Genomic DNA, 25,010 nt, shown 5'->3' on the forward strand with positions numbered 1-25,010 from the left:
GCAGGCAGAGCGGGACCGATCAGGGGTTAGAAGAGATGGACATTCCGGCGCAGGCGCACGCCCATCCCTATGGAGGATGGCCGGGCAACGAACTCGAAGAGGTGCTCGCGGCATCCCTGGGCACCCCCGGCGCGCCCCAGGCGTCCGCCGGGGCCCGCATCGTCGAGGTGCTCGGCCGCAGCCACCTCTGGGTCCCGCTGCCGAACGGCGGGGCACCGGACAGCGGCACCCTCGACCTGCCCACGCTGGAGATCGACGGCCAGGCATACGTCCCCGTCTTCAGCTCCGAGCAGCAGTTCCGGCAGGCCACCGGCGGGCACATGGGCTGCACGGTGGCGCCCGCCGTGGAGTTCGCGCGCGGCCTGCCCCCGCAGCTGGGCATCGCGGTCAACCCGGACGGCACGGTCGGTGTGCCGCTGCCGCCGCCCGCCGTCGCCGAGCTCTGCCGCGCCGGGCGCACCCCGCTGGACGGCCCCGCGACCGGCGGCCGCGTACGCCTCTTCGAACCGGACTGGCAGGAGGACCCGGTGGACTTCCTGTCCGCCGCCGCCCGCGAGTTCGAGGCCACCGGCGTCGTCCTGAGCGCCCGCCGCTGCCTGGCGAGCGTCGAGGGCGGCGACCCCTCGCTGTTCGTCGGCGTCGAACTGACCTCCTGGGAGGGCAACGCGCGCGAGCTCCCGATGGAGGCCCTGGGCCGGGCCCTGGGGCAGGCCCCGGTGGCCTGGCCGGTGAACCTGGTGCTGCTCGACGTGGCCCAGGACCCGGTCGCCGACTGGATGCGCGAGCGCGTCAGGACCTTCTTCGGCCGGACTCAGGGACACGAGCACGGTCATGTGTAAGGACATGTGCAGGTACGTGTGTGAGGGTGCCGTACGTCAAGTCGGTGTCAGGATCGCCGCTTAAGCTGGTTTCATGAGCCGGAGTTCCACCGGGTCAGCGGGTCATCGCGAAGGGGCGGTTAAGGGTGAGTGCGTCGGGCACGGCTGCGGCCGGGCAGGTCGAGCACATGCTGCGCCAGGTGACGCCGGGGCGCTATGACGCCTACGAGGCGCTCCTGCGGGCGCTCGCCGCCGACCAGGTGTGGATGCTGCTCTGGCACGGCCAGGCCGGATCCCCCGACGCGCAGTACGGGAACATGGAGGTCGAGGGACTCGGTTACGCGCCGTGCGTGACCTCGGCCCAGGAGCTCTCCGCCAGCGGCTGGAACCGTTCGTACGAGGTGGTGGGCGGCCTCGACATCTCCCGCACCCTCTTCCCCGACCACTACGGCCTCTGGCTCAACCCGCACGCGCCCGGCGGCGGTGTCGGCATCCCCTGGCTCGACCTGCGGCGCATCGCGTCGGGCCTCGACCTGCTGCCCGCGGGGCCGCTCAGGCTCACCGAGCCGGCCATCGAGATCCCCCAGTTCTACGCCCTGCTCACGCAGAACGCCCACCGCACGCCCGCGGTCCGCTCGCTGCGCCGCGCCTGGGTGCAGCCCGCGCTCGGCGCCCCGTATCTGGCCATCGGCCTCGATGTGTACGACACCGCCCCGGCGTCGGTCGACGGGGTGCGCACGATGATGCAGCAGTCGATCGCCGCGGTCCCCGACGGCCTGCCCGTGTCGACGGTCGCGATGTCCGACGGGTACGACCCGGTGGCCATGTGGCTGCGCGCCAACGCCCGCCCGTTCTACGACCGCGAGGCCCAGCCCGCCCCGGCGCCCGCGGGCGGTTACGGCTACCCCGCGCAGTACTGAGGCGGACCGCGACCCGCCCCGGCAGGGCCTGGAACCGGCCACCGCGGCTCGTATACCTGCCCCGACTGTCAGGATGTCCGTTCTGATGGCGGAGGGGGGCTATGGGCCCCCGTGGCGCCTTGCGACCCAACTGCCCCGTGTTCGCCCCTCGTTCACCTGCGTCCGGATAACGGAACACCTCGAACAGCATCACGGTTGAGCATCCTTTCCCCGACAAGGCTGGTAACAGATCGCAACCCCGATGAAGACTCCCGCAAGTGGGGCGCTTCGCCCCTGTGTACGACGGACTGATCACGTCGCTACAGCGGCAAGTGCGGGCCGGTCACCACCGGTTGAGAGGGGTCCCTGCCACGATGACGGCACCATTGCATGACACACCTGCGGACGCGGACCCGACGGCGGACGTCGCTCCCGCAGCTGATGCAGGGGTGAGGAAGGTCGAGGGGCGGTCCCTCAAGCAGATCGCCTGGAACCGCCTGAAGCGGGACAAGGTCGCGCTGGCCGGCGGCATCACCGTGCTCGTCCTGGTCTTCGTCGCCGTCTTCGCACCCCTGATCGTCTCCCTGCTGGGCCACCCGCCCAACGAGTTCCATCAGGATGAGCTGGAAGACCTGACGAACCTGCCCAAGGGCGCGTTCGGCGGGATGAGTTGGGACTTCCTCTTCGGAGTGGAGCCCAACAAGGGCCGCGACGTCTTCAGCCGCATCGTCTACGGAGCCCGCATCTCGCTCCTGGTGGCGTTCCTCGCCGCTGTGGTGGCCGTGGTGCTCGGCACGTTCTTCGGCATCATCGCCGGTTACTTCGGCGGCTGGGTCGACGCGCTGATCAGCCGGGTCATGGACGTGCTGCTCGCCTTCCCGCAGCTGCTCTTCGTGATCTCCCTGGTCTCGGTCCTCCCCGACGACCTGCTCGGTCTCACCGGCAGCGGCGTCCGCATCGCCGTGCTGATCCTGGTGATCGGCTTCTTCGGCTGGCCCTACGTCGGGCGCATCGTCCGAGGTCAGACCCTCAGCCTGCGCGAACGCGAGTACGTGGAAGCGGCCCGCAGCCTCGGCGGCGGCCAACGGCACATCCTCTTCCGTGAGTTGCTGCCGAACCTGATCGCGCCGATCACCGTGTACGCGACGCTCATGATCCCCACCAACATCCTCACCGAAGCGGCCCTCAGCTTCCTCGGCGCAGGTGTACGTCCGCCGACCGCCTCCTGGGGCGGCATGCTCCGGGACGCCCTGGCGACGTACGAGCACGATCCGATGTTCATGGTCTTCCCCGGCCTGGCGATCTTCGTGACCGTGCTTGCCTTCAACCTCTTCGGTGACGGGCTGCGCGATGCCCTGGACCCCAAGGGAACTCGTTGAACAGCTCCAAATGGCTTGCCCCTGCCGCAGCGTCAGGTGGCTCTTCCCATGGTTCCAAGGCAGTCAAAGCCAAGGACCGCGAATCTCGGAGGATGCGAGAAATGCCCACAGGTTCCTCTAAACGACGGTTGACCGCAGGCGCGGCCCTCGTCGTGGCGGCGCTGGTGACCACCACGGCGTGCGGCGGCGGCAGCGACGACGACGACAGCAAGGGCGCCGGCTACAACGCCGCCATCGGCAAGGTCGCGAACGCGTCGAAGAAGACGGGCGGAACGCTCAAGTTCATCGCCAAGCAGGACCTGGACTCGGCCGACCCGCAGCGTGCCTACTACGGCATGACGTGGGACTTCATGCGGTTCTACACCCGCACGCTGATCACGTACGACACCAAGCCGGGTGCCGCGTCCAACAAGCTCGTCCCGGACCTCGCCGAGGACACGGCGAAGATCAGCTCGGACGGCAAGACCTACACGTACAAGCTGCGTGACGGTCTCACCTGGGAGGACGGCTCGAAGCTGACCTCCAAGGACATCAAGTACGGCATCGAGCGCATCTGGGCGACCAAGGTCATCACCGGTGGCCCCGGTTACCTGAAGTCCACGCTTGACCCCAAGGGCGAGTACAAGGGCCCCTACGAGGACAAGTCGAAGGACAAGCTCGGTCTGAAGGCGATCGAGACGCCGGACGACAACACCATCATCTTCAAGCTGCCCAAGAAGAACGGCGACTTCGAGCAGATGCTCGCGATGCCGTCGGGCACCCCGGTGAAGCAGTCCGAGGACACCGGCGCCAAGTACACCCAGCGCCCGTTCTCCTCCGGCCCGTACAAGTTCCAGAACTACAGCGCGGGCAAGAGCATCACGCTGGTCCGCAACAAGAACTGGAAGAAGTCGTCCGACCCGGTCCGTCCCGCGCTGCCGGACAAGATCCAGGTCACCATCTCGGCGAACCTTGAAGAGAACGACAAGCGCCTGATGGAAGGCGACTACGACATCGACATGAATGGCACGGGCATGACCCAGTCGGGTCGTACCACCGCCATTCAGGACCACAAGGGCAACGTCGACAACATGCAGACGGACTTCGTCCGTTACGTCGCCCTGGTGACCAAGACGAAGCCGTTCGACAACGAGGCCTGCCGCAAGGCCGTCTTCTACGCCACGGACTTCGCGAGCCTGCAGAAGACCCGTGGTGGCGAGGTCGCCGCCGGTGAGATCGCCACCAACGTCTTCCCGAAGTCGATCAAGGGTCACGACGACTACGACCCGTACGGCATCAAGGAGCGCAAGGGCAAGCCGGACGCCGCCAAGGCGAAGGCCGAGCTCAAGAAGTGCGGCAAGCCGGACGGCTTCTCGACCAAGATCTCGGCGCGCACCAACCAGCCGGGCGAGGTGGACGCCGCCACGGCGCTCCAGGAGCAGCTGAAGAAGGTCAACATCAACGCCGATGTCGACCAGATCGACGGCGCCGACTCCTCCAGCATCACCGGTTCCCCCTCGGTCGTGAAGAAGCGCGGCATCGGCATGACGATGGCGGGCTGGGGTCCTGACTTCCCGACCGGCCAGGGCTACGCCCAGCCGCTGTTCGACAGCCGTTTCATCAACGAGAACGGCAACTACAACGAGTCGCAGATCGACGAGCCGAAGATCGACAAGTTCTTCGACGACGCGATCGGCACCGTCGACCCCGACAAGGCCGGTCAGATCTACACCGACCTGGCCCACGAGATCGTCGACAAGGCCTACTGGATGCCCTTCATCTACGAGAAGAACATCAGCTGGCGTTCCTCGCGGGCGACCAACGTCTACTCGTCCGCCGCGTACAGCGGTCGCTACGACTACGTGTCGCTCGGTGTGAACGACAAGAAGTAGTCCCCGCCCGCAACAAGGCAGTCCCACCGCCGAATCCCGCCAGTCCGAAGGGCAGGTGATGGCCTCGGGCGGTGGCCGGGGCCCCTCACAAGGGGGCCCCGGCCGCCGCCGGGCCGCGCACAGTGCTTGCTTATCTCATCCGGCGCCTGATCGCCGTCGTCGTCATGGTGCTGGTCGTACTGCTCGCGACCTTCACCGTCTTCTTCATGCTGCCCAAGTGGGCGGGACAGGACATCGCCGTCCTCTTCGCCGGGAAGTCGTCCGGTGCCGAGCAGCTCGCGGGCATCCGGATCAAACTGGGTCTCGACGACCCTCTGCTCGTCCAGTTCTGGGACTTCGTCAAGGGCATCCCGATGGGGCGTGACTACGCCAACGGGGCCGACGTGACGCACTGTCCCGCCCCCTGCTTCGGGTACTCGTTCCGTACCGAGGCGCCCGTCTGGGAGACCCTCAAGGACGCCCTGCCCGTCACCGCCGCGCTCGCCGCCGGCGCGTGTGTGCTGTGGCTGGTCGCCGGTGTCGCCACCGGTGTGCTCTCCGCGCTCAAGCGCGGCACCATCTGGGACCGCACGGCGATGATCACCGCCCTCGCCGGCGTCTCGCTGCCGATCTTCTTCACCGGCATGATCGCGATGGGGCTCTTCGTCCACACCCTCGGCTGGGTGGAGATCGAGGACACCCTCACCACGGAAGACCCGATCAACATCTGGTTCGAGACGCTGATCCTTCCGTGGATCGTGCTGGCGTTCCTGAACGCCGCCATGTACGCGCGACTCACCCGCGCCACCATGCTGGAAGTGCTCGGTGAGGACTACATCCGCACCGCGCGCGCCAAGGGGCTCGGCGAGTCCGTCGTCATCAGGCGGCACGCGCTGCGCTCCGCCATGACGCCGATCCTCACCGTCTTCGGCCTCGACCTCGGTGTGCTCCTCGGCGGCGCCGTGCTCACCGAGTCCACCTTCAACCTGCCGGGGCTCGGCCTCGAGGCGGTCAAGGCCATCAGCAACAAGGACCTGCCGGTGATCCTCGGCGTCACCTTGTGCGCATCGCTCGCGATCGCCCTCGCCAACCTCGTCGTCGACCTTCTGTACGCCGTCATCGACCCGCGAGTGAGGCTGGGATGACCGAACTGCACAAGACCGGAGCGGCGGTCGGAGAACCCGTCGCCGATTCGGTCGCTCCCACCGCCTTCCTCGAGGTGCGCGACCTCAAGGTGCACTTCCCGACCGACGACGGCCTGGTCAAGTCCGTCGACGGGCTCAGCTTCAAGCTGGAGAAGGGCAAGACCCTCGGCATCGTCGGCGAGTCCGGCTCCGGCAAGTCGGTCACCTCGCTGGGCATCCTCGGCCTGCACACCGCCGGGCAGTACGGCAGCCGCAAGCCGCAGCTGTCCGGCGAGATCTGGCTGAACGGCACGGAGCTGCTCAGCGCGGACCCGAACGAGGTCCGCAAGCTGCGCGGCCGCGAAATGGCGATGATCTTCCAGGATCCGCTGTCCGCGCTGCACCCGTACTACTCCATCGGGCAGCAGATCACCGAGGCGTACCGCGTCCACCACAAGGTGGACAAGAAGGTCGCCCGCAAGCGCGCCATCGAGATGCTCGACCGGGTGGGCATCCCCCAGCCGGACAAGCGGGTCGACAGCTACCCGCACGAGTTCTCGGGCGGCATGCGCCAGCGCGCCATGATCGCGATGGCCCTGGTGAACAACCCCGAGCTGCTCATCGCGGACGAGCCGACGACCGCCCTCGACGTCACCGTCCAGGCGCAGATCCTCGACCTCATCCGCGACCTGCAGAAGGAGTTCGGCTCCGCGGTCATCATGATCACGCACGACCTGGGCGTGGTCGCCGAGATGGCGGACGAGCTGCTCGTGATGTACGGCGGGCGCTGCGTCGAGCGCGGCACCGCGGAGAAGGTCTTCTACGAGCCCCAGCACCCGTACACCTGGGGCCTGTTGGGGTCGATGCCGCGCATCGACCGCGAGGAGATGGACCGTCTCGTGCCGGTCAAGGGCTCCCCGCCCAGCCTGATCAACCTGCCTACGGGCTGCGCCTTCAACCCGCGCTGCCCGTACGCCGACATCCCCAAGGACCAGATCACCCGCCGTGAGCGCCCCGACCTGCGTGAGGTCGAGCCCGGGCACTTCACCGCCTGCCACATGTCGCAGGACGAGCGCACCCGGATCTGGACCGAAGAGATTGCGCCGAAGCTGTGAAAGACGACACGAAAGACCAGGCGAAGGGCCAGGAGATGACGATCCCGGCGCAGAAGGAGACGCGGCAGGAGAGCTCGGTCGAGCCGCTGCTCAAGGTCGACGGCCTGGTGAAGCACTTCCCCATCAAGAAGGGGCTGCTGAAGCGCCAGGTGGCGGCCGTCCAGGCCGTCGACGGACTCAGCTTCGACGTGCGCCCCGGTGAGACGCTGGGCGTCGTGGGCGAGTCGGGCTGCGGCAAGTCGACGATGGGCCGCCTGATCACCCGTCTGCTCGAACCGACCGCGGGCCGCGTGGAGTTCGAGGGCGTGGACATCACGCACCTGGGCACCGGCAAGATGCGGCCGCTGCGCCGCGACGTGCAGATGATCTTCCAGGACCCGTACTCGTCGCTGAACCCGCGGCACACCATCGGCACGATCGTCGGTGCGCCGTTCAAGCTGCAGGGCGTCAAGCCCGAGGGCGGCCTGAAGAAGCACGTGCAGGAGATGCTGGAGCGGGTGGGGCTCAGCCCCGAGCACTACAACCGCTACCCGCACGAGTTCTCCGGCGGCCAGCGCCAGCGCATCGGCATCGCGCGTGCGCTCGCCCTGCGGCCGAAGCTGGTCGTGGCCGACGAGCCCGTCTCCGCCCTGGACGTCTCCATCCAGGCGCAGGTGGTCAACCTCCTGGACGACCTGCAGGACGAGCTCGGTCTCACGTACGTGATCATCGCGCACGACCTCTCGGTCATCCGGCACGTCTCGGACCGCATCGCGGTGATGTACCTCGGCAAGATCGTGGAGCTGGCGGACCGCAAGGACCTCTACTCCACGCCGATGCACCCGTACACCAAGGCGCTGCTCTCCGCGGTGCCCGTGCCCGACCCCAAGCGGCGCGGCGTCAAGAGCGAGCGCATCCTGCTGCGCGGTGACGTCCCCTCGCCGATCGACCCGCCCACCGGCTGCCGTTTCCACACGCGCTGCTGGAAGGCCACGGAGATCTGCGCGAAGACCGAGCCGCCGCTGATCCCCCTCGCCTCCGGTCACCAGGTGGCGTGCCACCACCCGGAGAACGCCGAGGACCAGCAGCCGGGCGACACGAAGCTGCTGCAGGTCGCCACCGAGGCGATCGAGGTGGTGTCCGTGGTGAGCAAGGCGGAGGAGACGGCCGAGGAGGCCGCGGCCCCGAAGAAGACCGTCGCGAAGGACACCCCGGAAGCGGAGTCCGAGGGTCAGGGGTCAACTGACAAGTAGCGCCTGATGACTTGGTAAAAATCAGTCACCAGGTCATGTACACGCCCATACGGGAGAGTGCAGAGTCTGCGTGTCCGTCTCACCGGAACACGCGCGAAGGGATGACTCATGGCACTCTCCCGTTCGGCACGTCTGGGGGCACTGGCCACCGCCGCCGCCTCCTTCTGCTTGATCGCCGCCGCACCCGCCCCGCACCCCGGCTCGCCCGGCGTCGGCGACCCGTACTTCCCGCTGCTCGGCAACGGCGGGTTCGACGTACGCCACTACGGCCTCGACCTGGCGTACAACCCCGACACCGACCGCCTCGACGGCCGCACCACGATCACCGCGCGCGCCACCCAGAACCTCTCCTCCTTCGACCTCGACCTCCAGAAGCTGGAGGTGACGAAGATCGAGGTGAACGGCAGACGCGCGAAGTTCACCCGCGACGGCGACGAGATCCGCATCAGCCCCCGCGACCACCTGCGCAAGCACAAGACGTTCACCGTGACCGTCACCTACGGCGGCGTGCCCGAGCCGCTGAGCGGTCCCATCGTCTTCGGCTCCGACTACGGCTGGATGAAGACCACCGACGGCGTCTTCGTCGCCTGCGAGCCCAACGCGGCCTCGACCTGGTTCCCCGCCAGCGACCACCCCTCGGACAAGGCCGCCTTCGACATCCGCATCAAGGCCCCCAAGGGCCTGACCGGCGTCTCCAACGGTCGGCTCGTCGACACGTACACCAAGGGCGGCCAGACCGTCGCCCACTGGCGCGAGTCCAAGCCCATGGCGACGTACCTCGCGACCGCGACCATCGGCAAGTTCGACGTGAAGAAGGGCAGGACCCCGGGCGGCACCCCGATCTACGTCGCCATCGACCCGGTCCTGGAGAACAGCAACAACGTCGACGTGTACGGCGTCACGGCCGAGGTCACCGACTACTGGTCGAAGGTCTTCGGCCCCTACCCCTTCGAGGAGACCGGCGCGATCGTCGACGACATGCCGCAGGCGGGCTTCTCCCTGGAGACGCAGACCAAGCCGGTCTACTCCGCGATCCGCAGCGAGTCGACCATCGCCCACGAGCTCGCCCACCAGTGGTTCGGCGACTCCGTCACACCCGAGAAGTGGAACGACATCTGGCTCAACGAAGGCTTCGCGACCTACTCGCAGTGGCTGTGGAGCGAGCACAAGGGCACCCAGACCGCCCGCGAGGCCTTCCTCGCCGGCTACAACTCACGCCCCGCCGACGCGCCCTTCTGGCAGACAGTCGTCGGCGATCCGCAGCGCGACACGATGTTCGCCTCCGCCGTCTACCAGCGCGGCGCCATGACGCTCCAGGTCCTGCGCGAGCGCATCGGTGACAAGGCGTTCTTCAAGCTGCTCCCGGCCTGGGCCGCGCAGCAGCGCTACAGCAACGCCACGACCGCCGAGTTCATCCGGCTCGCCGAGAAGATCTCGGGCAAGCAGCTCGACTCGCTGTTCGAGACGTGGCTGTTCACGAAGGGCAAGCCCGCCCTGTAACCGCCCCTTGCCGGGACCGCCGCGGCGGGCAGGTAAGAATGTCGCGTGATCCAGGATCTGTTCAGTCCCTCCGTCCAGCACGCGCTCGACATCGTCGGGATCTTCGTCTTCGCGATCTCCGGCGCCCTGCTCGCCGTACGCAAGAACTTCGACGTCTTCGGCATCGCCGTGCTCGCCGAGGTCACCGCCCTTGGCGGAGGACTCATCCGTGACGTGGTCATCGGGGCGGTGCCGCCCGCCGCCTTCGTCGACCTCGGTTACTTCATCACGCCGCTGTTCGCGGCCGCCCTGGTGTTCTTCCTGCACCCGGAGGTGGAGCGCACTCAGCTCGCGGTGAACGTCTTCGACGCGGCGGGCCTGGGCCTCTTCTGTGTCACCGGCACGACCAAGGCGTACGACTACGGCCTCGGCCTGACCGCGTCGGCGGCCCTGGGGCTCGCCACCGCGGTGGGCGGCGGCGTGCTGCGCGACATGATCGCCAACGAGGTGCCCTCGCTGGTGCGCTGGGACCGCGACCTGTACGCCGTGCCCGCGATCGTCGGGTCCGCGATGGTCGCGCTCTTCATCAACTACGACATGCTGAACGCCTTCACCAGCACCCTCGCCGTGATCACGGCCTTCGTCCTGCGGCTGCTCGCGCTGCGCTACCACTGGCGGGCGCCCCGGGCCTGGCACCGGCGTTCCACCGCGGTCGAGGTGGAGGAAGCGGGCTAGTGGGGGGAGCGAGCTAGTGGGGGGAGCGGCGAGCGGGCCCGGCAGAATAAGCTACCGCTCAGTAATGAGATGTTGTACGTTGCTGGCATGGCAGAGGCAGCATCCATACCGGCAGCGGTGCCCGCGCGCATCGGCGACAGCGAGTTCGACCGCGACACCGCGGTCACCCGGCGGGAGCCCGGTGTCTACGACATCGATCTCTCCGCGGGCTGGACGATCATCAACGCCGTCAACGGCGGCTATCTCCTCGCGGTCCTCGGCCGCGCGCTGGCCGACGCCCTGCCGCACTCGGACCCCTTCACCGTCTCCGCGCACTACCTGACGGCGTCCCACCCGGGGCCCGCCGTGATCCGCACGGACACGGCACGCGCCGGGCGGACCCTGTCGACCGGGCAGGCCTCGCTCTTCCAGTACGACGAAGAGGGGCGCGAGGTCGAACGCATCCGGGTGCTCGCGTCGTACGGAGATCTGGCGGGCCTTCCCGACGACGTCCGTACGACGGCCAAGCCGCCGGCGCTGCCGCCGCTTGAGCAGTGCTTCGGGCCCCAGGACGCTCCGGACCACCGGCCGGTGCCCGGCAGTTCCGCGATCAGTGACCGGCTCTTCCTGAAGCTGGACCCCTCCACCCTGGGGTGGGCCCTCGGCCAGCCCTCCGGCAAGGGGGAGATGCGCGCCTGGTTCGGCCTCGCGGACGGCCGCGACGCGGATCCGCTGTCGCTGCTGCTCGCGGTGGACGCGTTGCCGCCGACTGCCTTTGAGCTGGGCATTTCCGGCTGGGTGCCGACGGTTGAACTCACGGTCCACGTCCGGGCGAGGCCGGCGCCGGGCCCTCTCCGGGTCTCGATCACCACGCGCAACCTGGCGGGGGGCTTCCTGGAGGAGGACGCGGAGGTCTGGGACTCCGCGGACCGCCTGGTGGCCCAGTCGCGACAGCTGGCGCGGGTGCGGTTGGGCTGAGGCCCGGGCGGTTCCCTGCGGGGCTTTCCCCAATCCCACCCTTTCCCGAACCTGGGGCTCCGCCCCAGACCCCGCTCCTCAAACGCCGGAGGGGCTGAAAGACGTGTCCGGACCGGCGGGAAATCTCAGCCCGTCCGGCGTTTGAGGACGAACTCGGCGAAGCCGGTGATGAAGGCACGCAAGGCCCTCGCGCCAGAGCGAGTTTTTGGGAAGGGGCGGGGTTGGGGACAAATCCCTTACCCCACCAGCCGCACGCCCCCGTAAGAAACCCCCGCCACCACCACCCACGCACACAGCCCAAGCGCCGCCACCCGCCCGCCCGTCCGGGTGAGCGACGGCAGGTCCACCGCCGAGCCGAGGCCGAACAAGGCCGCAGCCAGCAGGAGTTCCTGGACGTGGCCCGCCGCATCCAGGAGCGGCCCCGGCACCCACCCCGTACTGCGCACCGCGACCATCACCAGGAACCCCGCCACGAACAGCGGCAGCAGCGGCGGACGTCGACGGCCGGCCGCCCCACCCGAAGCAGCGGCGGCCCGCGCCCGCAGGGCGAACGCCACCCCCGCCACCAGCGGCGCAAGCATCGCCACCCGCATCAGCTTCACCAGCACCGCATCCCCCAGCGCGCCGGGCCCGGCCGTCTGCGCGGTGGCCACCACCTGCCCCACGTCATGCACACCCGCCCCGACCCACCGGCCGAACTCCGCGTCGCTCAGCCCCAAAGGCCCCTGCAACAGCGGCAGTACGGCGATGGCGAGCGTCCCGCACAGCGTCACGAGCGCCACCGAGACCGCCGCGTCCCGCTCCTCGCTCTCGCTCGCCTCACTGATCGCGCCGATCGCGGACGCCCCGCATATCGAGTACCCGGTGGCGATCAGAAGGGGCTGGTCGCCGGGCAGCCCCATCCGGCGGCCGAGCCACCACGTCCCGAAGAACGTCGCCGCCACCACCCCGAGCACCATCAACACCGTCGCCCAGCCGAGGCCGAGGACATCGTCCAGGCTCAGCTTCAGGCCGAGCAGCACGATGCCGAGCCGCATCAGCCGCTTCCCGGCGAAGGAGAGCCCCGCCTTGCCGGGGCCTCGTACGACCGCGCGCAGACCCGGCACGTGCGCCGCCGCGAGGCCGAGCACCACCGCCGCCGTCAGCATCGGCACGGCCGGGGCCAGGGCGTGGATCGCCCAGGCCGCCACGACACCGAGCGCGGCCAGGGCGAGCCCCGGCAGCGGGCGGGGCCCGAGAGGCGCGGCCGGGGAGATCTGCTGACGCTGTCCCAGGAGCGCCATCAGCGGTCGGCCGGCAGTTCGTACACCCGGCGCACGCTGGTGCCCAGACGGGAGATGTCCGCGCCGTAGACGTGAAGCGAGACCGCCTTCCCCGTACCGCCGTTCCAGACCCGGTGGATGTCACCGGGCGGCGCGAAACCGCATACCGTGCCCTGCCGGTTGACCAGGTCCTCGGTGGCGACGAGCCGGGCAGGGGTGTCGGCCGACGCAGGGACGAGGCGGTAGCGCCGCTCGTGTTCCGCGCCCTCGTGTACGCCGGTGACGCACCACGACACGTGGTCGTGGACCGGCGTGTGCTGGCCCGGCAGCCAGACGATGCCGACCACCGAGAAGCTGCCGTCGTGCTCGGCGTGCAGCAGATGCTGCCGGTAGCGCTCGGGATCGCCGGAGCGTTGCTCGTCGGTGAGGAGATCGGTGGCGCCCAGGTGCGGCGCGAGCCGTTCGCCGACCAGGTACGCCGTCAGATCCGGCGGAAGCCCCCGGCCGACGGCCTCGCGTACGCCGGAGACGAGGGCGTCAAGACGCCCGGTGGTGCGGGCCGCTCGGTACGCGGTGGTGGAGGCACTCATAGGGGCAGCGTCCTGCCGCCCTTCCATCACGTCCAACGACAGTTTCTAAGCCACTCCCCAACTTTTGCTTATGGGTAGGGGGGCCCGCCTCAGCAGCCCACGCGGTTCGCCGCGACCGCCTTCAGCTCGTCGAGCGCCAGCGCCGTCGCCGGAATCCGCAGATGCTCCCGCAGCGCGTACGCCGAGACCTGCCGCCGCGACGCCGGGTCGAGGGCCCGGCCCGTCACCTGGCGGTGGCGCAGGAAGTCGAGGACGAGCCCCGGCATCATCGCGATGCCGAGCCCCTCGGCGACCAGGCTCTGGATGACGAGGTTGTCGTCCGTGGTGAAGGCGATGTCGGGCGTGAAGCCCTGCTCGGCGCACTCGTGCAGGAAGTTGGCACGGCAGCGCAGGCAGCCCGCGATCCAGCGCTCGCCCGCCAGGTCGACGAGCCGGACGGAACGGCGCCGGGCCAGCGGGTGCCGGGACGGCATGAGGACCGTCAACTGGTCCTCCATCAGCGGGATCTCCACCACCTCGTCCGGCACGTCCTCGTGCAGCCCGGGGTAGTGGAAGGCCAGGGTGATGTCGCAGTCGCCGTCCACCAGGCGCTGGAGCGACTCGGGCGGTTCGTTCTCCTGGAGTTCGACCCGCACCCCGGGGTGGCTCGCCGCGAGCCGGGACAGCGCCTCGGGGATGAGGGTGGCGTTGGCGCTGGGGAAGGCGCAGATGCGGACGCGGCCGGTGCGCAGGCCCGTGATCGCGTCCATCTGCTGCTGGGCGGCGTCGATGTTGCCGAGGATGATCCCCGCGTGCCGGGACAGCGCCTCGCCCGCCTCGGTCAGCCGCATCCTGCGGCCTACGCGGGTGAACAGGACCGTGCCGACGGACCGTTCGAGCGCCTTCATCTGCTGGGTGATCGCGGGCTGCGTATAGCCGAGCGAGCGGGCGGCGGCGGAGTAGGAGCCGGTCCGGACCACTTCATGGAATGACCTGATGTGCCGGGAATCGAACACGCCTGAATCATAAGCATGATCCGCGGAGGGCCGACAGGCCATCCTTGACCGCGTGAAATCCGACCGGCTGCTCTCGATCCTGCTGCTGCTCCAGACCCGCGGGCAGGTCCCCGCCCATGAACTCGCCGACCGCCTCGAAGTCTCCGTACGCACCATCTACCGCGACATCGAGGCGCTCTCCACCTCCGGCGTCCCGGTCTACGCGGAGCGCGGGCGGCACGGCGGCATCGCGCTCCTGCCCGGCTTCCGTACGGACGTCACGGGGCTCACGGCGGACGAGTCACGCGCGCTGTTCATCCTGGCCGCGCAGGGCGCGCACGCCGCGCTCGGACTCGACGAGGCGCTCGGCTCCGCGCTGCGCAAGGTCATGGCGGCGCTGCCCGCCCCGCACCGCCCCGCCGCCGAGCTGACCAGCCGGCGCATCCTCGTCGACTCGGCGCGCTGGATGCCGGGGCCCCGCGGCTCGGATGCGGTGACCGTCGATCTCGACGTGCTGCAGGACGCCGTCTTCAGCGACCGGCGGCTGCGGCTGCGCTACCGGCACAGCGGCGACGCGGAGCCGAGCGCCTACACGGTGGATCCGTACGGCCTCGTCTCCAAGGCGGGCGTCTGGTATCTGGTCGCCGACCGGCGCGGCACCCCGCGGCTCTTCCGTGCCGACCGCGTGCAGGCCGCGACCCTCACGGACCAGGCCGTCCGGCACAGACCCGGCGTCGAACTGGCCGATGTCTGGGGCGTCCTGAAGCGCCAGGTCGAGGACCGGCCGGTCGGCGTCGACGTGACGGCACGGGTCGCGCGGGAGCGTTACGCCCAGTTCCTGCGCCTCAAGGGGCAGTTCCTGAGCGCGCCTCCCGAGGACGACGGGGAGAGCGAGTGGATCACCGTCCGGCTCGGGTTCGGCGACGTAGGTGACGCCCGCACGCTGCTCCCGTTCGCCGCCAGTGTGGAAGTCCTGTCGCCGCCCGAGGTCCGCGCCGAGCTGGCGGGCGCCGCCGCCGCCGTCAGCGGCCTGTACGCAGGAACCGGCTGAGCTCGCCGGTGAGCTCGGCGGGCGCGTCCTCCTGCACGAGATGTCCCGCGCCCTCGATCAGCCGCAGCTCGGCGCCGGGGATCAGCTTGGCGAGCTCGTGGCCGCGCTCCACCGGGATCCAGGTGTCGTCCGTGCCCCAGCAGATGAGGACGGGCAGGTCCAACTCCCCGTAGCGTCCCTGGACTTCATCCGTGTACCGCTGGTCGTTCTGCTCGATCTGCCGGTAGAACGCGGGCCTGCCCTCCTCGGTGCACCAGGGCTCGACCAGGCGGTCGAGGACCGCCGGGTGCAGGCCGCGGTGGCTCGCCGAACCGACGTACTCGCGCACGAGTGCCTCGTGCAGGGCGGGCGGCAGCTGGGCGAAGACATCGGCGTGCGCGCCGAGCAGGCGGTAGGTGGGGGAGCCCCAGGGGGCGAGGGCCACCGGGTCGACGACCGCGAGACGTTCGTAGCGGGCGCCGTGCAGGAGGTGGGCGCGCAGGGTGATGCACCCGCCGAAGTCGTGGGCCACGACCGCCGGCCGGTCGAGACCCCAGTGCGCGAGGAGCTCGGTGAGGACGCGGGCCTGCGCGGCCAGGGACACGTCCTGTCCGGAGCGCATCTCGGAGGCGCCGTAGCCCGGCAGGTCCCATACGTACACGCGGTGCTCCCGGGAGAGCGCGCGGGCCACGCCCCGCCAGACGTAAGAGGAGAACGGGGTGCCGTGGACCAGGACGACGGGCGGTGCGTCCGCGGGGCCGACGGCGGTCCAGCGGACGGCACCGGTCGGTCCCGCGAAGGTCTGGTCGAGTGTCCAGTCGCGATCGGTCGTCATGACCGTAAGGCTAGTAGCTCCTTACGGGGGTGTCGAGGGTCCCGGCCGATGGCCGTGTCAGGCGCTCAGATCACTGCTCGTCCAGCCAGTGGCGCCGCCCGAGCGAGACCAGGCGCAGCTGCCTGCGCGCGCCGGCCGCCACCCGTTCCTCGGTGCCGGGCGCCGCCTCCAGAAGCGCGGACGCGGTCATCACCATGTGGTCGACGTACATCCTGGCCAGCATCAGGAGATCGTCGTCGTCCCAGCCCGCGGACGCGGGCTCCAGGGCGAACTGCGCCTTCACCTCCTCGGCGAACAGGGCGAGTTGGTCGCCTATCGCGGAGCGCACGGCCTGCACGCCGCCGTGCTGCTCGCGTGCGATGAAGCGGACGTGCGCGGGATGGGTGCGCACATAGGCGACGATCAACTCGACCGTGGCGGCGATGCGTTCCTCGCCGTCATCGTCCCCGTCGCTGTCGCCGGTCGCCGCGAGGAGCGAGACGAGCGTGGTGTGCAGGCTGCTCAGCGCCTCCTCGACCAGTGCCACACCCAGGTCGGCCATGTCGCGGAAGTGCCGGTAGAAGGCGGTGGGGGCCACGCCCACGGCGCGGGTGACCTCGCGCAGTCCCAGGCTGCTCAGGCTCTGCTCCTCGAGGAGCTGGAGCGCCGCGTCGAGGAGTGCCTGCCGGGTTTTCTGCTTCTGGGCCTGCCGGATGCCGAGAGTGTGACTCATGCCATGCAGTTAACAACTGTTCTCCGGGATTGGAAAGCCGGAAGGGAGGTACTCTCTAACTCAGTGAACAGTTGTCACCACAAGCGTTCACCGAAAGCTTCGGTCGAGACCTCACACGAGAGGCATCCCATGCTGTTCCTCGTCGCCGCCCTCCTGCTGCTCGGTGTCGCGATGGGCTCCGTGGCCCACGCGCCGCTCCCCGTCAGCCTCGTGGCCGCCGTCGTGATCGGCGTCTGGCTCATGGTGTTCGCGGTCCGCGAGCGGCGCTCGCGCCGCCACTTCTGAGCACGCCACCGCATCCACGACCGATCCGCACGGCCCCTGAAAGGAGTCGCACCATGGCACTCACCACCACCAGGCCCAAGGCCGCTTCCGACGCCAACTCCACCTCTCCCGCCCCCGCCCCCACCCCCACGGGCCGGCGCGACACCGACGGCATGGCCGTCGCCTCGTTCGTCCTCGGGCTGCTCGGACTGCTCGTCCTGAACCTCTTCCTCGGCCCGATCGCGATCGTCCTCGCGAGCATCGCGCTCTGGCGCGGGACCCGCCGAAAGGGCCGCGCGATGCTCGGACTCGGGCTCGGTGTGGCCGACCTCGTCGTCCTCGCCGTGCTGATGTCCATGGACGACACCGTGTCCTGGGGTCTCGCGGGCTGACACCGCTTGGACGCGGGGCCCGGCGAGGCTCGTAGAATCGTGCCCACCATGGCCTACCTCGACCACGCAGCGACCACTCCGATGCTTCCGGAGGCGATCGCGGCGATGACCGCCCAGCTCGCCGTCACCGGCAACGCCTCCTCACTGCACGCGGCGGGGCGCCGGGCGCGACGTACCGTCGAGGAGGCCCGCGAGACGCTCGCCGAGTCACTCGGCGCGCGCCCCAGCGAGACCGTCTTCACCGCGGGCGGCACCGAGGCCGACAACCTCGCCGTGAAGGGCCTGTACTGGGCGCGGCGCGACGCCGACCCCGCGCGGACCCGCGTCCTTTCCAGCCCCGTCGAGCACCACGCCGTCCTCGACGCCGTGCACTGGCTCGGCGAGCACGAGGGTGCCACCGTCGAGTACCTCCCCGTCGACGCGTACGGCCGCGTGCACCCCGAAGCGCTGCGCGAGGCGATCGAGCGCGACCCCGACGACGTCGCCCTCGCCACCGTCATGTGGGCCAACAACGAGATCGGCACCGTTCAGCCGATCCGTGAACTGGCCGACGTGGCGGGGGAGTTCGATATCCCGCTGCACGCCGACGCGGTGCAGGCCTTCGGCCAGCTGCCCGTCGACTTCGGCGCGTCCGGGCTCGCCGCGATGACCGTGTCCGGGCACAAGATCGGCGGTCCCTACGGCATCGGGGCGCTGCTCCTGGGCCGCGAGTACAGCCCCGTGCCCGTCCTGCACGGCGGCGGGCAGGAGCGTCATGTGCGCTCCGGGACGCTCGACGTGCCCGCGATCGCCGCGTTCGCCGTCGCGGGGCAGCACGCCGCCGGGCAGCGCGAGTGGTTCGCCCGGGAGATCGGCGGCCTGCGGGACGACCTGATCACCGCGGTGCGCGCGGAGGTCCCCGGCGCGATCCTGGGCGGCGACCCGGTCGACCGGCTGCCCGCGAACGCGCACTTCACCTTCCCCGGCTGCGAGGGCGACTCCCTGCTGCTGCTGCTCGACGCCCAGGGCATCGAATGCTCCACCGGCTCGGCCTGCACGGCGGGAGTGGCCCAGCCGAGCCACGTCCTGCTCGCCACCGGCACCGACCCGGACCTGGCCCGCGGCACGCTCCGCTTCTCCCTCGGGCACACCTCGACCGGGGCGGACGTGGCCGCGGTGGCCCGGGCGATCGGGCCGGCCGTCGAACGGGCGCGGACGGCGGGTCTGAGCTGAGCCGGACGTGCCCCCGCCTTGGGACCTGCCCGCTGTGCGGCAGTGCGTGATGAGGCTAACGCCGGACTGGGCCGACCTCCCCCTGAGTTGATGCCGGTTTTCGGCCGCTATAGGCCGGACAGGCACGGGAGCGGGCGGCGAGGCCCACAGACCGCCGATCTATGCTTGCCGCTCGCGAGTCCGCTCCGCGCGTTCGGGGCCGCACGACAACCCCCTCTTCGGGGCTGCACGACCACCCCTCCTGGAGTTCACATTGAAGGCGAACCTCCGCTCTCGCATCGCCGCGCGGCTCGGACGCATGTACCTCTCGCGGATCCAGCGGAACGGGATCAGCGCCTCCACGATCTCGAAGCTGCCCGAGCCCCTGCTCGCGCCGATGCGCCGCGACGGGCTCGACCCGGTCGCCAGGCTCACCGAGCACCAGGCGGAGCAGCCGATATCCAAGGTGCCGCTGCCGTTCGGCATGGACGCCTGGGTGGTCACCGGCTATGACGAGGTGAAGGCGGTCCTCGGCGCGACCGACGGCTTCAGCAACGACTTCATGAACCTCGCGGGCAACGCCGGAGTGGTCGACGACCACCACCCCGGCGGCCTCGGCTTCAGTGACCCGCCGGTCCACACGCATCTGCGCCGCATCCTCACGCCCGAGTTCACGATGCGCAGGCTGCGCCGCCTCACGCCCAGGATCGAGGCCATCGTCGAGGAGCGGCTCGACGCGATGGAGGCGGCGGAAGGGCCCGTCGACCTCGTCCAGGCCTTCGCGCTGCCGATCCCCTCCCTGACGATCTGCGAGCTGCTCGGCGTGCCCTACGAGGACCGCCACGACTTCCAGCAGCTGGCCATGGAGCGCTTCGACCTCTTCGGCGGCGCGACCGCTCCCTTCGGCGCGATATCCGCCTCGCTCTCCTACTTCCGGGACGTCGTCAAGAAGCAGCGCGAGAACCCGGGCGACGGACTGCTCGGCATGATCGTGAAGGAGCACGGCGACACGGTCGGCGACGAGGAGCTCGCCGGACTCGCCGACGGCGTCCTCACCGGCGGCTTCGAGACGACCGCGAGCATGGTGGCCCTCGGCTCCCTGCTCCTCCTGCAGGACCCGGAGACCGCCGCGCGGCTGCGCGACGACGACGGGGCGGCCGCGCCCTTCGTCGAGGAGGCGCTGCGCTACCTCAGCGTCGTGCAGGTGGCCTTCCCGCGGTTCGCCCGCGAGGACATCGAGGTGGCCGGGGTGTGCATACCCAAGGGCGACCTGGTCCTGTGCTCCCTGAGCGGCGGCAATCGCGACGCCAAGTACACCCCCGACGGCGGCGGCTTCGACCCGCACCGCAAGGCCTCGGGCCACCTCGCCTTCGGCTACGGCATCCACCGCTGCATCGGCGCCGAACTGGCCCGCATGGAGCTGCGCGCCGCCTACCCGGCCCTCGTGCGGCGCTTCCCCGGGATGCGGCTCGCGGTCGCCCCCGAGGAGCTCGCCTTCCGAAAGCTGTCCATCGTGTACGGGGTGGAGTCGCTGCCGGTGCACCTTCGCTAGGTCACCTCACTTGAGGGCGGCACCTCACTTGAGGGCGGCGCGGGCCTTCCCGACGAGCTTCAGATACCGGTCCCAGTCCCAGTGCGGCCCCGGGTCCGTGTGATCCGTGCCCGGCACCTCCACGTGCCCGATGATGTGCTCGCGGTCCACCGGGATGTCGTACCGCTCACATATGCCTGCCGTCAGACGCGCCGACGACTCGTACATCGCGTCGGTGAACGAGGACTTCTTGTCGACGAAGCCCTCGTGCTCGATGCCGATGCTCCGTTCGTTGTAGCTCTTGTTCCCCGCGTGGAACGCCACGTCCAGCTCGCGGATCATCTGGGCGACGTGCCCGTCCTTGCGCACCACGTAATGGGCCGCCGCACCGTGGCCGGGGTCCTTGAACACCTTCAGCGCCGTCGCGTACCCGCCCTGGACGACGTGGATGACGACCATGTCGATGCCGTAGTCATCGGGGCGGTCCGCGCGTCGCCAGTTGTAGTCGGACGCCGCTATCCACTGCGCGCCCCGGGCGTCGACCTCGCCCTCCTTGCGCTTCTTCACCACTCCGGGCATCCGCCACCACAGGCGCCCCAGCTCGTCCGACGCGAGCACGGCCGTGCCGACGGCCGCCGCGGCGCCGCCGATCAGGAGCGTCCGCCGGTTGACGCCCCGGCGTCCCTGCCCCTGCTCCGCTGTCGAGTCCTGTTCTTCCCCCATGTGATCGTCAACGCTTACTCACGGGCGGCTGGTTCCCGCGGGCCCGTACCCTGTTAGAGCTATGACTGAGAACCGGACCCCGCAGCACCCCCGCCCCCTCCGCGTGCTCGCCGCCATGTCGGGCGGCGTCGACTCCGCCGTCGCCGCCGCGCGCGCCGCCGAAGCCGGGCACGACGTGACCGGAGTGCACCTGGCGCTCTCGGCGAACCCGCAATCGTTCCGCACGGGCGCGCGAGGCTGTTGCACCATCGAGGACTCCCGCGACGCCCGCCGCGCCGCGGACGTCATCGGCATCCCGTTCTACGTCTGGGACCTGGCCGACCGCTTCCGCGAGGACGTGGTCGAGGACTTCATCGCCGAGTACGAGGCGGGGCGCACCCCCAACCCGTGCCTGCGCTGCAACGAGAAGATCAAGTTCGCCGCGCTCCTGGACAAGGCCCTCGCCCTCGGCTTCGACGCGGTCGTCACCGGCCACTACGCCACGGTCGTCGTGAACGAGGACGGCACCCGCGAGCTGCACCGGGCCTCCGACATGGCCAAGGACCAGTCCTACGTCCTGGGAGTCCTGGACGACCGCCAGCTCGCCCACGCGATGTTCCCCCTCGGTGACACGCTCACCACCAAGGAGGAGATCCGCGCGGAGGCCGAGGAGCGTGGCCTCGCCGTCGCGAAGAAGCCCGACAGCCACGACATCTGCTTCATCGCGGACGGCGACACCCAGGGCTTCCTCGCGGACCGCCTGGGCAAGGCGGAGGGCGACATCGTCGACGCCGACGGCAACAAGCTGGGCACCCACGAGGGCGCCTTCGGCTACACCATCGGCCAGCGCAAGGGCCTGCGGATCGGCACCCCGGCCCCCGACGGCAAGCCGCGCTACGTCCTGGACATCTCCCCGGTGAACAACACCGTGACGGTCGGCCCCGCGGCCGCCCTCGACGTCACGGGCCTGACGGCGATCAAGCCCCGCTGGTGCGGCGCGGCCCCCACCGGCCCCGGCACGTACACCGCGCAGCTGCGGGCGCACGGCGGCGAGACCTCGGTGCGCGCGGAGCTGGTCGACGGCTCGGAGCTGCGCGTCACCTTCGACGAGCCCGTACGCGGCGTGGCCCCCGGCCAGGCGATCGTGCTCTACGACGGCACACGCGTGGTCGGCTCGGCGACGATCGCCACGACGGAGCGGGCGACGGCGGCTGTCTAGGCCCTCGTAGGGATCAAGGGATCACCCGGCCGTTTCCACCTCGTAGAAGCAGAAGTGGTCCTTGATCTGCGCCACCGCGTCCTTCGGCTCGGGGTACGCCCACACCGCGTCCTCGGCGTCGGGCAGCGACCAATAGGACGCCGTTCCCTTGAACGGGCAGTAGGTCGTCGTGTCCGAGGGGGTCAGGGCGTCGGTGCGTACATCCTCCGGAGGGAGGTAGTAGCGCACCGGGCAGCCCGTCTCGCGCAGCAGCAGCGGGCGGCGGCTTTCGGCCACGACCTCGCCTCCGCGCACCACGCGTACGAGGTCGGTGCCCTGCTCGATGGTGATCTTGTGCCCTGCTGTCACCGCGGTCTCCCTCTGTGAGTGATCAGGCCCTGCGAGCGGCCGTGTTCCACCCAGTCTGGGCCGGATCGTACGGTGAGGCCATGAACATCTGCGTCTTCCTCTCCGCGGCCGACCTCCCCGAGCGCTACACCCGCCCCGCGCGAGAGTTCGCCGAACTGCTCGGCAAGGGCGGCCACACCCTCGTGTGGGGCGGTTCGGAGAGCGGTCTGATGAAGGTCGTCGCCGATGGTGTGCACGAGGCGGGCGGGGGCCTCGTCGGCGTCTCCGTGGACTTCCTCGCCGCCAAGGCCAGGACCGTGACCGCGCCCGACGAGATGGTGATCGCGCGTGACCTCGCCGAGCGCAAGGCACTGCTCCTGGAGAAGTCGGACGCAATCGTGATCATGGTCGGCGGCACGGGCACGCTGGACGAGGCCACCGAGATCCTCGAACTGAAGAAGCACGGCAAGCACACCAAGCCGGTGGTCCTGCTCAACTCGGCGGGGTTCTACGACGGCCTGAAGGAACAGTTCCAGCGCATGGAGGACGAGGGCTTCCTGCCGGTGCCGCTGACCGGCCTCGTCTTCTTCGCCGAGGAGCCCGTGGGCGCGCTCGCGTACCTGGAAGAGGCCATGGGCACCCAGTGACCACACGCTGAGCTGCGGCTGCCGGGGTGCGACGATGGGCGCATGGCAACACATGTGATCACCGGGGCCGGCTCCGGCATCGGCGCGGCCGTGGCCCGCCGCCTCCACGCACGCGGCGACGCGCTCGTCCTGCACGCACGGGACGCGGGACGGGCCAAGGAACTCGCGGCGCAGTTCCCCGGGTCGGCCACGCTCGTGGGCGACCTCTCCGACCCCGACAAGCTCTCCTGGGCGTTCGGCCACCAGTCGCTGCCCGAGCGGGTGGACTCCCTGCTGCACATCGCGGGCGTCGTCGACCTGGGCCCGGTCGGTGACCTCACCCCGAAGTCCTGGCGCCACCAGCTCAACGTCAACCTCATCGCCCCCGCCGAACTGACCCGCCACTTCCTGCCCCAACTCCGCGCCACCCGGGGCCACGTGGTCTTCGTGAACTCCGGCGCCGGCCTGAGCGCCAGCCCCGCCTGGTCCGCCTACGCCGCCTCCAAGCACGGCCTCAAGGCCCTGGCGGACTCCCTGCGCGGCGAGGAGCACGCGAACGGCGTCCGCGTCACCTCCGTCTATCCGGGCCGCACGGCGAGCGCCATGCAGGCCAAGGTCCACCAGCAGGAGGGCAAGGAGTACGTCCCCTCCCGCTTCATCGACCCGGAGTCCGTCGCCACGACGATCCTGATGGCCGTCGACCTGCCGCGCGACGCGGAGGTCAACGACCTGACGGTGCGGCCCGGACAGTGAACGCGTTTCGTTGGGGCCCGGCCACCGGCATCGGGTCCATGCCCGGTGGTGACGCCCGCGAGGCCGCGAAGACCGTCACCGGCAGTTTCGAGGACTTCCCGTATCTGGCCGAGCTGCCCGCCCGAGGGCCCGGCGCCGACATGCTCGGACGGACCGCCGGAATGCTGGTCGAGCTCTACGCGCGCGTAGAGCCCAGCGGCTGGCGGATCGGCGACCGGCCGGGGCGCGACACGCGGCGCGCGAAGGCCTGGCTCGGCGAGGACCTCGACGCCCTGGAGGAGTTCACCCAGGGGTACGAAGGGCCGGTCAAGGTGCAGGCCGTCGGGCCGTGGACGCTGGCCGCGGGCCTGGAGCTGAAGAACGGCGAGGCCGCGCTCTCCGACCCCGGCGCCTGCCGTGACCTGGCCGGATCGCTCGCCGAAGGCCTGCGCGTCCACCTCGCGGACGTACGCCGCCGCATCCCCGGCGCGCAGATCGTGCTCCAGCTCGACGAGCCCTCGCTCATCGGCGTGCTGCGCGGGCACATCAAGACCGCGAGCGAGTACCGCACCCACCGCGCCGTGGACCGCCAGCTCGTGGAGAGCACCCTGCGGGAGGTGCTCGGCGTGCACGACGGGCCCGCCGTCGTGCACTCCTGCGCGCCGGACGTGCCGTTCGCGCTCCTTCGCCGGGCCGGCGCCGACGCGATCTCGTTTGACTTCTCGCTGCTCACCGAGCGTGACGACGAGGCGATCGGCGAGGCCGTCGAGGGGGGCACGAAGCTCTTCGCCGGTGTCGTGGCGGGCGTGGACGGCCCATTGTCAGACCCTGCCGGTAGCGTCATGGGTGTCAGGACGTTGTGGCGCAGGCTGGGGCTGAATCCGGGTTCTCTCGCGGAGTCGGTCGTGGTCACTCCGTCGTGCGGCCTCGCGGGGGCTTCTCCCGCGTACGCACGCGCGGTGCTCGCCCACTGCGCCCGGGCGGCGAGATCACTCGCGGACAACCCTGAGTAATTGGGTATGACGTAACGGGAGG

At 70.1% G+C, this 25,010-nt stretch carries 26 protein-coding genes; 19 read left to right on the forward strand and 7 right to left on the reverse strand.

Features of this window, described 5'->3' with window-relative positions; all coding sequences use genetic code 11:
• Positions 1-35 precede the first annotated feature (35 nt).
• From AB0I66_RS36775 to AB0I66_RS36820, 10 genes are all read left to right on the forward strand, one after another.
• Complete coding sequence (locus AB0I66_RS36775; protein ID WP_363212415.1) at positions 36-839, forward strand: enhanced serine sensitivity protein SseB; 804 nt, start codon at positions 36-38, stop codon at positions 837-839.
• 125 nt (positions 840-964) lie between these two features.
• Positions 965-1,738: an enhanced serine sensitivity protein SseB C-terminal domain-containing protein gene (locus AB0I66_RS36780; RefSeq protein WP_363212416.1), complete on the forward strand. Its 774-nt coding sequence runs from the start codon at positions 965-967 to the stop codon at positions 1,736-1,738.
• Positions 1,739-2,091: 353 nt separating this feature from the next.
• Positions 2,092-3,096: an ABC transporter permease gene (locus tag AB0I66_RS36785; RefSeq protein ID WP_363212417.1), complete on the forward strand. Its 1,005-nt coding sequence runs from the start codon at positions 2,092-2,094 to the stop codon at positions 3,094-3,096.
• A gap of 101 nt (positions 3,097-3,197) precedes the next feature.
• Entirely contained in the window at positions 3,198-4,967 is a 1,770-nt protein-coding gene (locus tag AB0I66_RS36790) for an ABC transporter substrate-binding protein (protein WP_363212418.1), read from the forward strand.
• 122 nt (positions 4,968-5,089) lie between these two features.
• Positions 5,090-6,091: an ABC transporter permease gene (locus AB0I66_RS36795; RefSeq protein ID WP_363212659.1), complete on the forward strand. Its 1,002-nt coding sequence runs from the start codon at positions 5,090-5,092 to the stop codon at positions 6,089-6,091.
• Positions 6,088-7,185, forward strand: a complete 1,098-nt coding sequence (locus tag AB0I66_RS36800; protein ID WP_363212419.1) for an ABC transporter ATP-binding protein — start codon at positions 6,088-6,090, stop codon at positions 7,183-7,185. The genes AB0I66_RS36795 and AB0I66_RS36800 overlap by 4 nt, the downstream gene beginning before the upstream one ends.
• A 35-nt stretch (positions 7,186-7,220) precedes the next feature.
• On the forward strand, positions 7,221-8,417 hold the full coding sequence (locus tag AB0I66_RS36805) for a dipeptide ABC transporter ATP-binding protein (RefSeq protein ID WP_363212660.1): 1,197 nt from the start codon (positions 7,221-7,223) through the stop codon (positions 8,415-8,417).
• Positions 8,418-8,525: 108 nt separating this feature from the next.
• The gene (locus AB0I66_RS36810) at positions 8,526-9,917 is read left to right on the forward strand and encodes a M1 family metallopeptidase (RefSeq protein WP_363212420.1); all 1,392 of its coding nucleotides are present in this window, start codon (positions 8,526-8,528) and stop codon (positions 9,915-9,917) included.
• 45 nt (positions 9,918-9,962) lie between these two features.
• Entirely contained in the window at positions 9,963-10,631 is a 669-nt protein-coding gene (locus AB0I66_RS36815; RefSeq protein WP_363212421.1) for a trimeric intracellular cation channel family protein, read from the forward strand.
• Positions 10,632-10,718: 87 nt separating this feature from the next.
• Complete coding sequence (locus AB0I66_RS36820; protein ID WP_363212422.1) at positions 10,719-11,588, forward strand: thioesterase family protein; 870 nt, start codon at positions 10,719-10,721, stop codon at positions 11,586-11,588.
• 236 nt (positions 11,589-11,824) lie between these two features.
• Here the strand turns inward: AB0I66_RS36820 and AB0I66_RS36825 are convergent, their stop codons facing one another.
• From AB0I66_RS36825 to AB0I66_RS36835, 3 genes are all read right to left on the reverse strand, one after another.
• Positions 11,825-12,871, reverse strand: a complete 1,047-nt coding sequence (locus AB0I66_RS36825; protein WP_363212423.1) for a putative sulfate exporter family transporter — start codon at positions 12,869-12,871, stop codon at positions 11,825-11,827.
• The gene (locus AB0I66_RS36830) at positions 12,871-13,440 is read right to left on the reverse strand and encodes a cysteine dioxygenase family protein (RefSeq protein ID WP_363212424.1); all 570 of its coding nucleotides are present in this window, start codon (positions 13,438-13,440) and stop codon (positions 12,871-12,873) included. Before AB0I66_RS36830 ends, AB0I66_RS36825 begins: the two co-directional genes overlap by 1 nt.
• Before the next feature lie 89 nt (positions 13,441-13,529).
• Positions 13,530-14,435, reverse strand: coding sequence for a LysR substrate-binding domain-containing protein (locus AB0I66_RS36835; RefSeq protein WP_363212425.1), 906 nt, complete (start codon positions 14,433-14,435; stop codon positions 13,530-13,532).
• A gap of 52 nt (positions 14,436-14,487) precedes the next feature.
• Here AB0I66_RS36835 and AB0I66_RS36840 point away from each other — a divergent pair, with 52 nt between their 5' ends.
• Positions 14,488-15,465: a YafY family protein gene (locus AB0I66_RS36840; protein ID WP_363212426.1), complete on the forward strand. Its 978-nt coding sequence runs from the start codon at positions 14,488-14,490 to the stop codon at positions 15,463-15,465.
• Here the strand turns inward: AB0I66_RS36840 and AB0I66_RS36845 are convergent.
• Positions 15,437-16,279, reverse strand: coding sequence for an alpha/beta hydrolase (locus AB0I66_RS36845; protein ID WP_363212427.1), 843 nt, complete (start codon positions 16,277-16,279; stop codon positions 15,437-15,439). The genes AB0I66_RS36840 and AB0I66_RS36845 overlap by 29 nt on opposite strands.
• A 70-nt stretch (positions 16,280-16,349) precedes the next feature.
• Positions 16,350-16,991, reverse strand: coding sequence for a TetR family transcriptional regulator (locus tag AB0I66_RS36850; protein WP_363212428.1), 642 nt, complete (start codon positions 16,989-16,991; stop codon positions 16,350-16,352).
• A gap of 129 nt (positions 16,992-17,120) precedes the next feature.
• Between AB0I66_RS36850 and AB0I66_RS36855 the strand changes: the two genes are divergently transcribed.
• The 4 genes from AB0I66_RS36855 (at position 17,121) to AB0I66_RS36870 (ending at position 20,390) form a co-directional block, all read left to right on the forward strand.
• Complete coding sequence (locus AB0I66_RS36855) at positions 17,121-17,276, forward strand: hypothetical protein (RefSeq protein WP_363212429.1); 156 nt, start codon at positions 17,121-17,123, stop codon at positions 17,274-17,276.
• Between the two features lie 152 nt (positions 17,277-17,428).
• Entirely contained in the window at positions 17,429-17,647 is a 219-nt protein-coding gene (locus tag AB0I66_RS36860) for a DUF4190 domain-containing protein (protein WP_363212661.1), read from the forward strand.
• Positions 17,648-17,695: 48 nt separating this feature from the next.
• Positions 17,696-18,859 (forward strand): cysteine desulfurase family protein, encoded by a 1,164-nt coding sequence (locus AB0I66_RS36865; RefSeq protein ID WP_363212430.1) that lies wholly within the window; start codon positions 17,696-17,698, stop codon positions 18,857-18,859.
• Between the two features lie 298 nt (positions 18,860-19,157).
• Entirely contained in the window at positions 19,158-20,390 is a 1,233-nt protein-coding gene (locus tag AB0I66_RS36870) for a cytochrome P450 (protein WP_363212662.1), read from the forward strand.
• Positions 20,391-20,414: 24 nt separating this feature from the next.
• Here the strand turns inward: AB0I66_RS36870 and AB0I66_RS36875 are convergent, their stop codons facing one another.
• The gene (locus AB0I66_RS36875) at positions 20,415-21,092 is read right to left on the reverse strand and encodes an N-acetylmuramoyl-L-alanine amidase (protein ID WP_363212431.1); all 678 of its coding nucleotides are present in this window, start codon (positions 21,090-21,092) and stop codon (positions 20,415-20,417) included.
• A gap of 61 nt (positions 21,093-21,153) precedes the next feature.
• Between AB0I66_RS36875 and mnmA the strand changes: the two genes are divergently transcribed.
• A complete protein-coding gene (gene mnmA / locus AB0I66_RS36880; RefSeq protein ID WP_363212433.1) occupies positions 21,154-22,290 on the forward strand; it encodes a tRNA 2-thiouridine(34) synthase MnmA in 1,137 nt (378 codons plus the stop codon).
• A gap of 21 nt (positions 22,291-22,311) precedes the next feature.
• Here the strand turns inward: mnmA and AB0I66_RS36885 are convergent, their stop codons facing one another.
• On the reverse strand, positions 22,312-22,638 hold the full coding sequence (locus tag AB0I66_RS36885; RefSeq protein WP_363212434.1) for a DUF427 domain-containing protein: 327 nt from the start codon (positions 22,636-22,638) through the stop codon (positions 22,312-22,314).
• An 80-nt stretch (positions 22,639-22,718) separates the two neighbouring features.
• Between AB0I66_RS36885 and AB0I66_RS36890 the strand changes: the two genes are divergently transcribed.
• From AB0I66_RS36890 to AB0I66_RS36900, 3 genes are read left to right on the forward strand one after another with little or no spacing between them, the layout of a single operon-like run.
• Positions 22,719-23,264: a TIGR00730 family Rossman fold protein gene (locus AB0I66_RS36890; RefSeq protein ID WP_363212435.1), complete on the forward strand. Its 546-nt coding sequence runs from the start codon at positions 22,719-22,721 to the stop codon at positions 23,262-23,264.
• Between the two features lie 42 nt (positions 23,265-23,306).
• Positions 23,307-23,996 carry an SDR family oxidoreductase gene (locus AB0I66_RS36895; RefSeq protein WP_363212436.1) on the forward strand — a complete coding sequence of 230 codons (690 nt, stop codon included), beginning with the start codon at positions 23,307-23,309 and terminating at the stop codon, positions 23,994-23,996.
• Positions 23,993-24,988, forward strand: coding sequence for a methionine synthase (locus AB0I66_RS36900; RefSeq protein WP_363212437.1), 996 nt, complete (start codon positions 23,993-23,995; stop codon positions 24,986-24,988). The genes AB0I66_RS36895 and AB0I66_RS36900 overlap by 4 nt, the downstream gene beginning before the upstream one ends.
• The last annotated feature ends 22 nt before the right edge of the window (positions 24,989-25,010 follow it).

Origin of the sequence: Streptomyces sp. NPDC050439 (assembly GCF_040655335.1) — a bacterium.
In the GTDB taxonomy this organism is placed as follows: Bacteria; Actinomycetota; Actinomycetes; order Streptomycetales; family Streptomycetaceae; genus Streptomyces.

Coding starts and splice junctions, on each gene's coding strand:
- AB0I66_RS36850 (WP_363212428.1), bottom strand. CDS start 16,991: ATGAGTCACACTCTCGGCATCCGGCAGGCCCAGAAGCAGAAAACCCGG.
- AB0I66_RS36830 (WP_363212424.1), bottom strand. CDS start 13,440: ATGAGTGCCTCCACCACCGCGTACCGAGCGGCCCGCACCACCGGGCGT.
- AB0I66_RS36865 (WP_363212430.1), top strand. CDS start 17,696: ATGGCCTACCTCGACCACGCAGCGACCACTCCGATGCTTCCGGAGGCG.
- AB0I66_RS36895 (WP_363212436.1), top strand. CDS start 23,307: ATGGCAACACATGTGATCACCGGGGCCGGCTCCGGCATCGGCGCGGCC.
- AB0I66_RS36775 (WP_363212415.1), top strand. CDS start 36: ATGGACATTCCGGCGCAGGCGCACGCCCATCCCTATGGAGGATGGCCG.
- AB0I66_RS36890 (WP_363212435.1), top strand. CDS start 22,719: ATGAACATCTGCGTCTTCCTCTCCGCGGCCGACCTCCCCGAGCGCTAC.
- mnmA (WP_363212433.1), top strand. CDS start 21,154: ATGACTGAGAACCGGACCCCGCAGCACCCCCGCCCCCTCCGCGTGCTC.
- AB0I66_RS36810 (WP_363212420.1), top strand. CDS start 8,526: ATGGCACTCTCCCGTTCGGCACGTCTGGGGGCACTGGCCACCGCCGCC.
- AB0I66_RS36820 (WP_363212422.1), top strand. CDS start 10,719: ATGGCAGAGGCAGCATCCATACCGGCAGCGGTGCCCGCGCGCATCGGC.
- AB0I66_RS36825 (WP_363212423.1), bottom strand. CDS start 12,871: ATGGCGCTCCTGGGACAGCGTCAGCAGATCTCCCCGGCCGCGCCTCTC.
- AB0I66_RS36785 (WP_363212417.1), top strand. CDS start 2,092: ATGACGGCACCATTGCATGACACACCTGCGGACGCGGACCCGACGGCG.
- AB0I66_RS36790 (WP_363212418.1), top strand. CDS start 3,198: ATGCCCACAGGTTCCTCTAAACGACGGTTGACCGCAGGCGCGGCCCTC.
- AB0I66_RS36800 (WP_363212419.1), top strand. CDS start 6,088: ATGACCGAACTGCACAAGACCGGAGCGGCGGTCGGAGAACCCGTCGCC.
- AB0I66_RS36855 (WP_363212429.1), top strand. CDS start 17,121: ATGCTGTTCCTCGTCGCCGCCCTCCTGCTGCTCGGTGTCGCGATGGGC.
- AB0I66_RS36870 (WP_363212662.1), top strand. CDS start 19,158: ATGTACCTCTCGCGGATCCAGCGGAACGGGATCAGCGCCTCCACGATC.
- AB0I66_RS36860 (WP_363212661.1), top strand. CDS start 17,429: ATGGCCGTCGCCTCGTTCGTCCTCGGGCTGCTCGGACTGCTCGTCCTG.
- AB0I66_RS36875 (WP_363212431.1), bottom strand. CDS start 21,092: ATGGGGGAAGAACAGGACTCGACAGCGGAGCAGGGGCAGGGACGCCGG.
- AB0I66_RS36845 (WP_363212427.1), bottom strand. CDS start 16,279: ATGACGACCGATCGCGACTGGACACTCGACCAGACCTTCGCGGGACCG.
- AB0I66_RS36805 (WP_363212660.1), top strand. CDS start 7,221: ATGACGATCCCGGCGCAGAAGGAGACGCGGCAGGAGAGCTCGGTCGAG.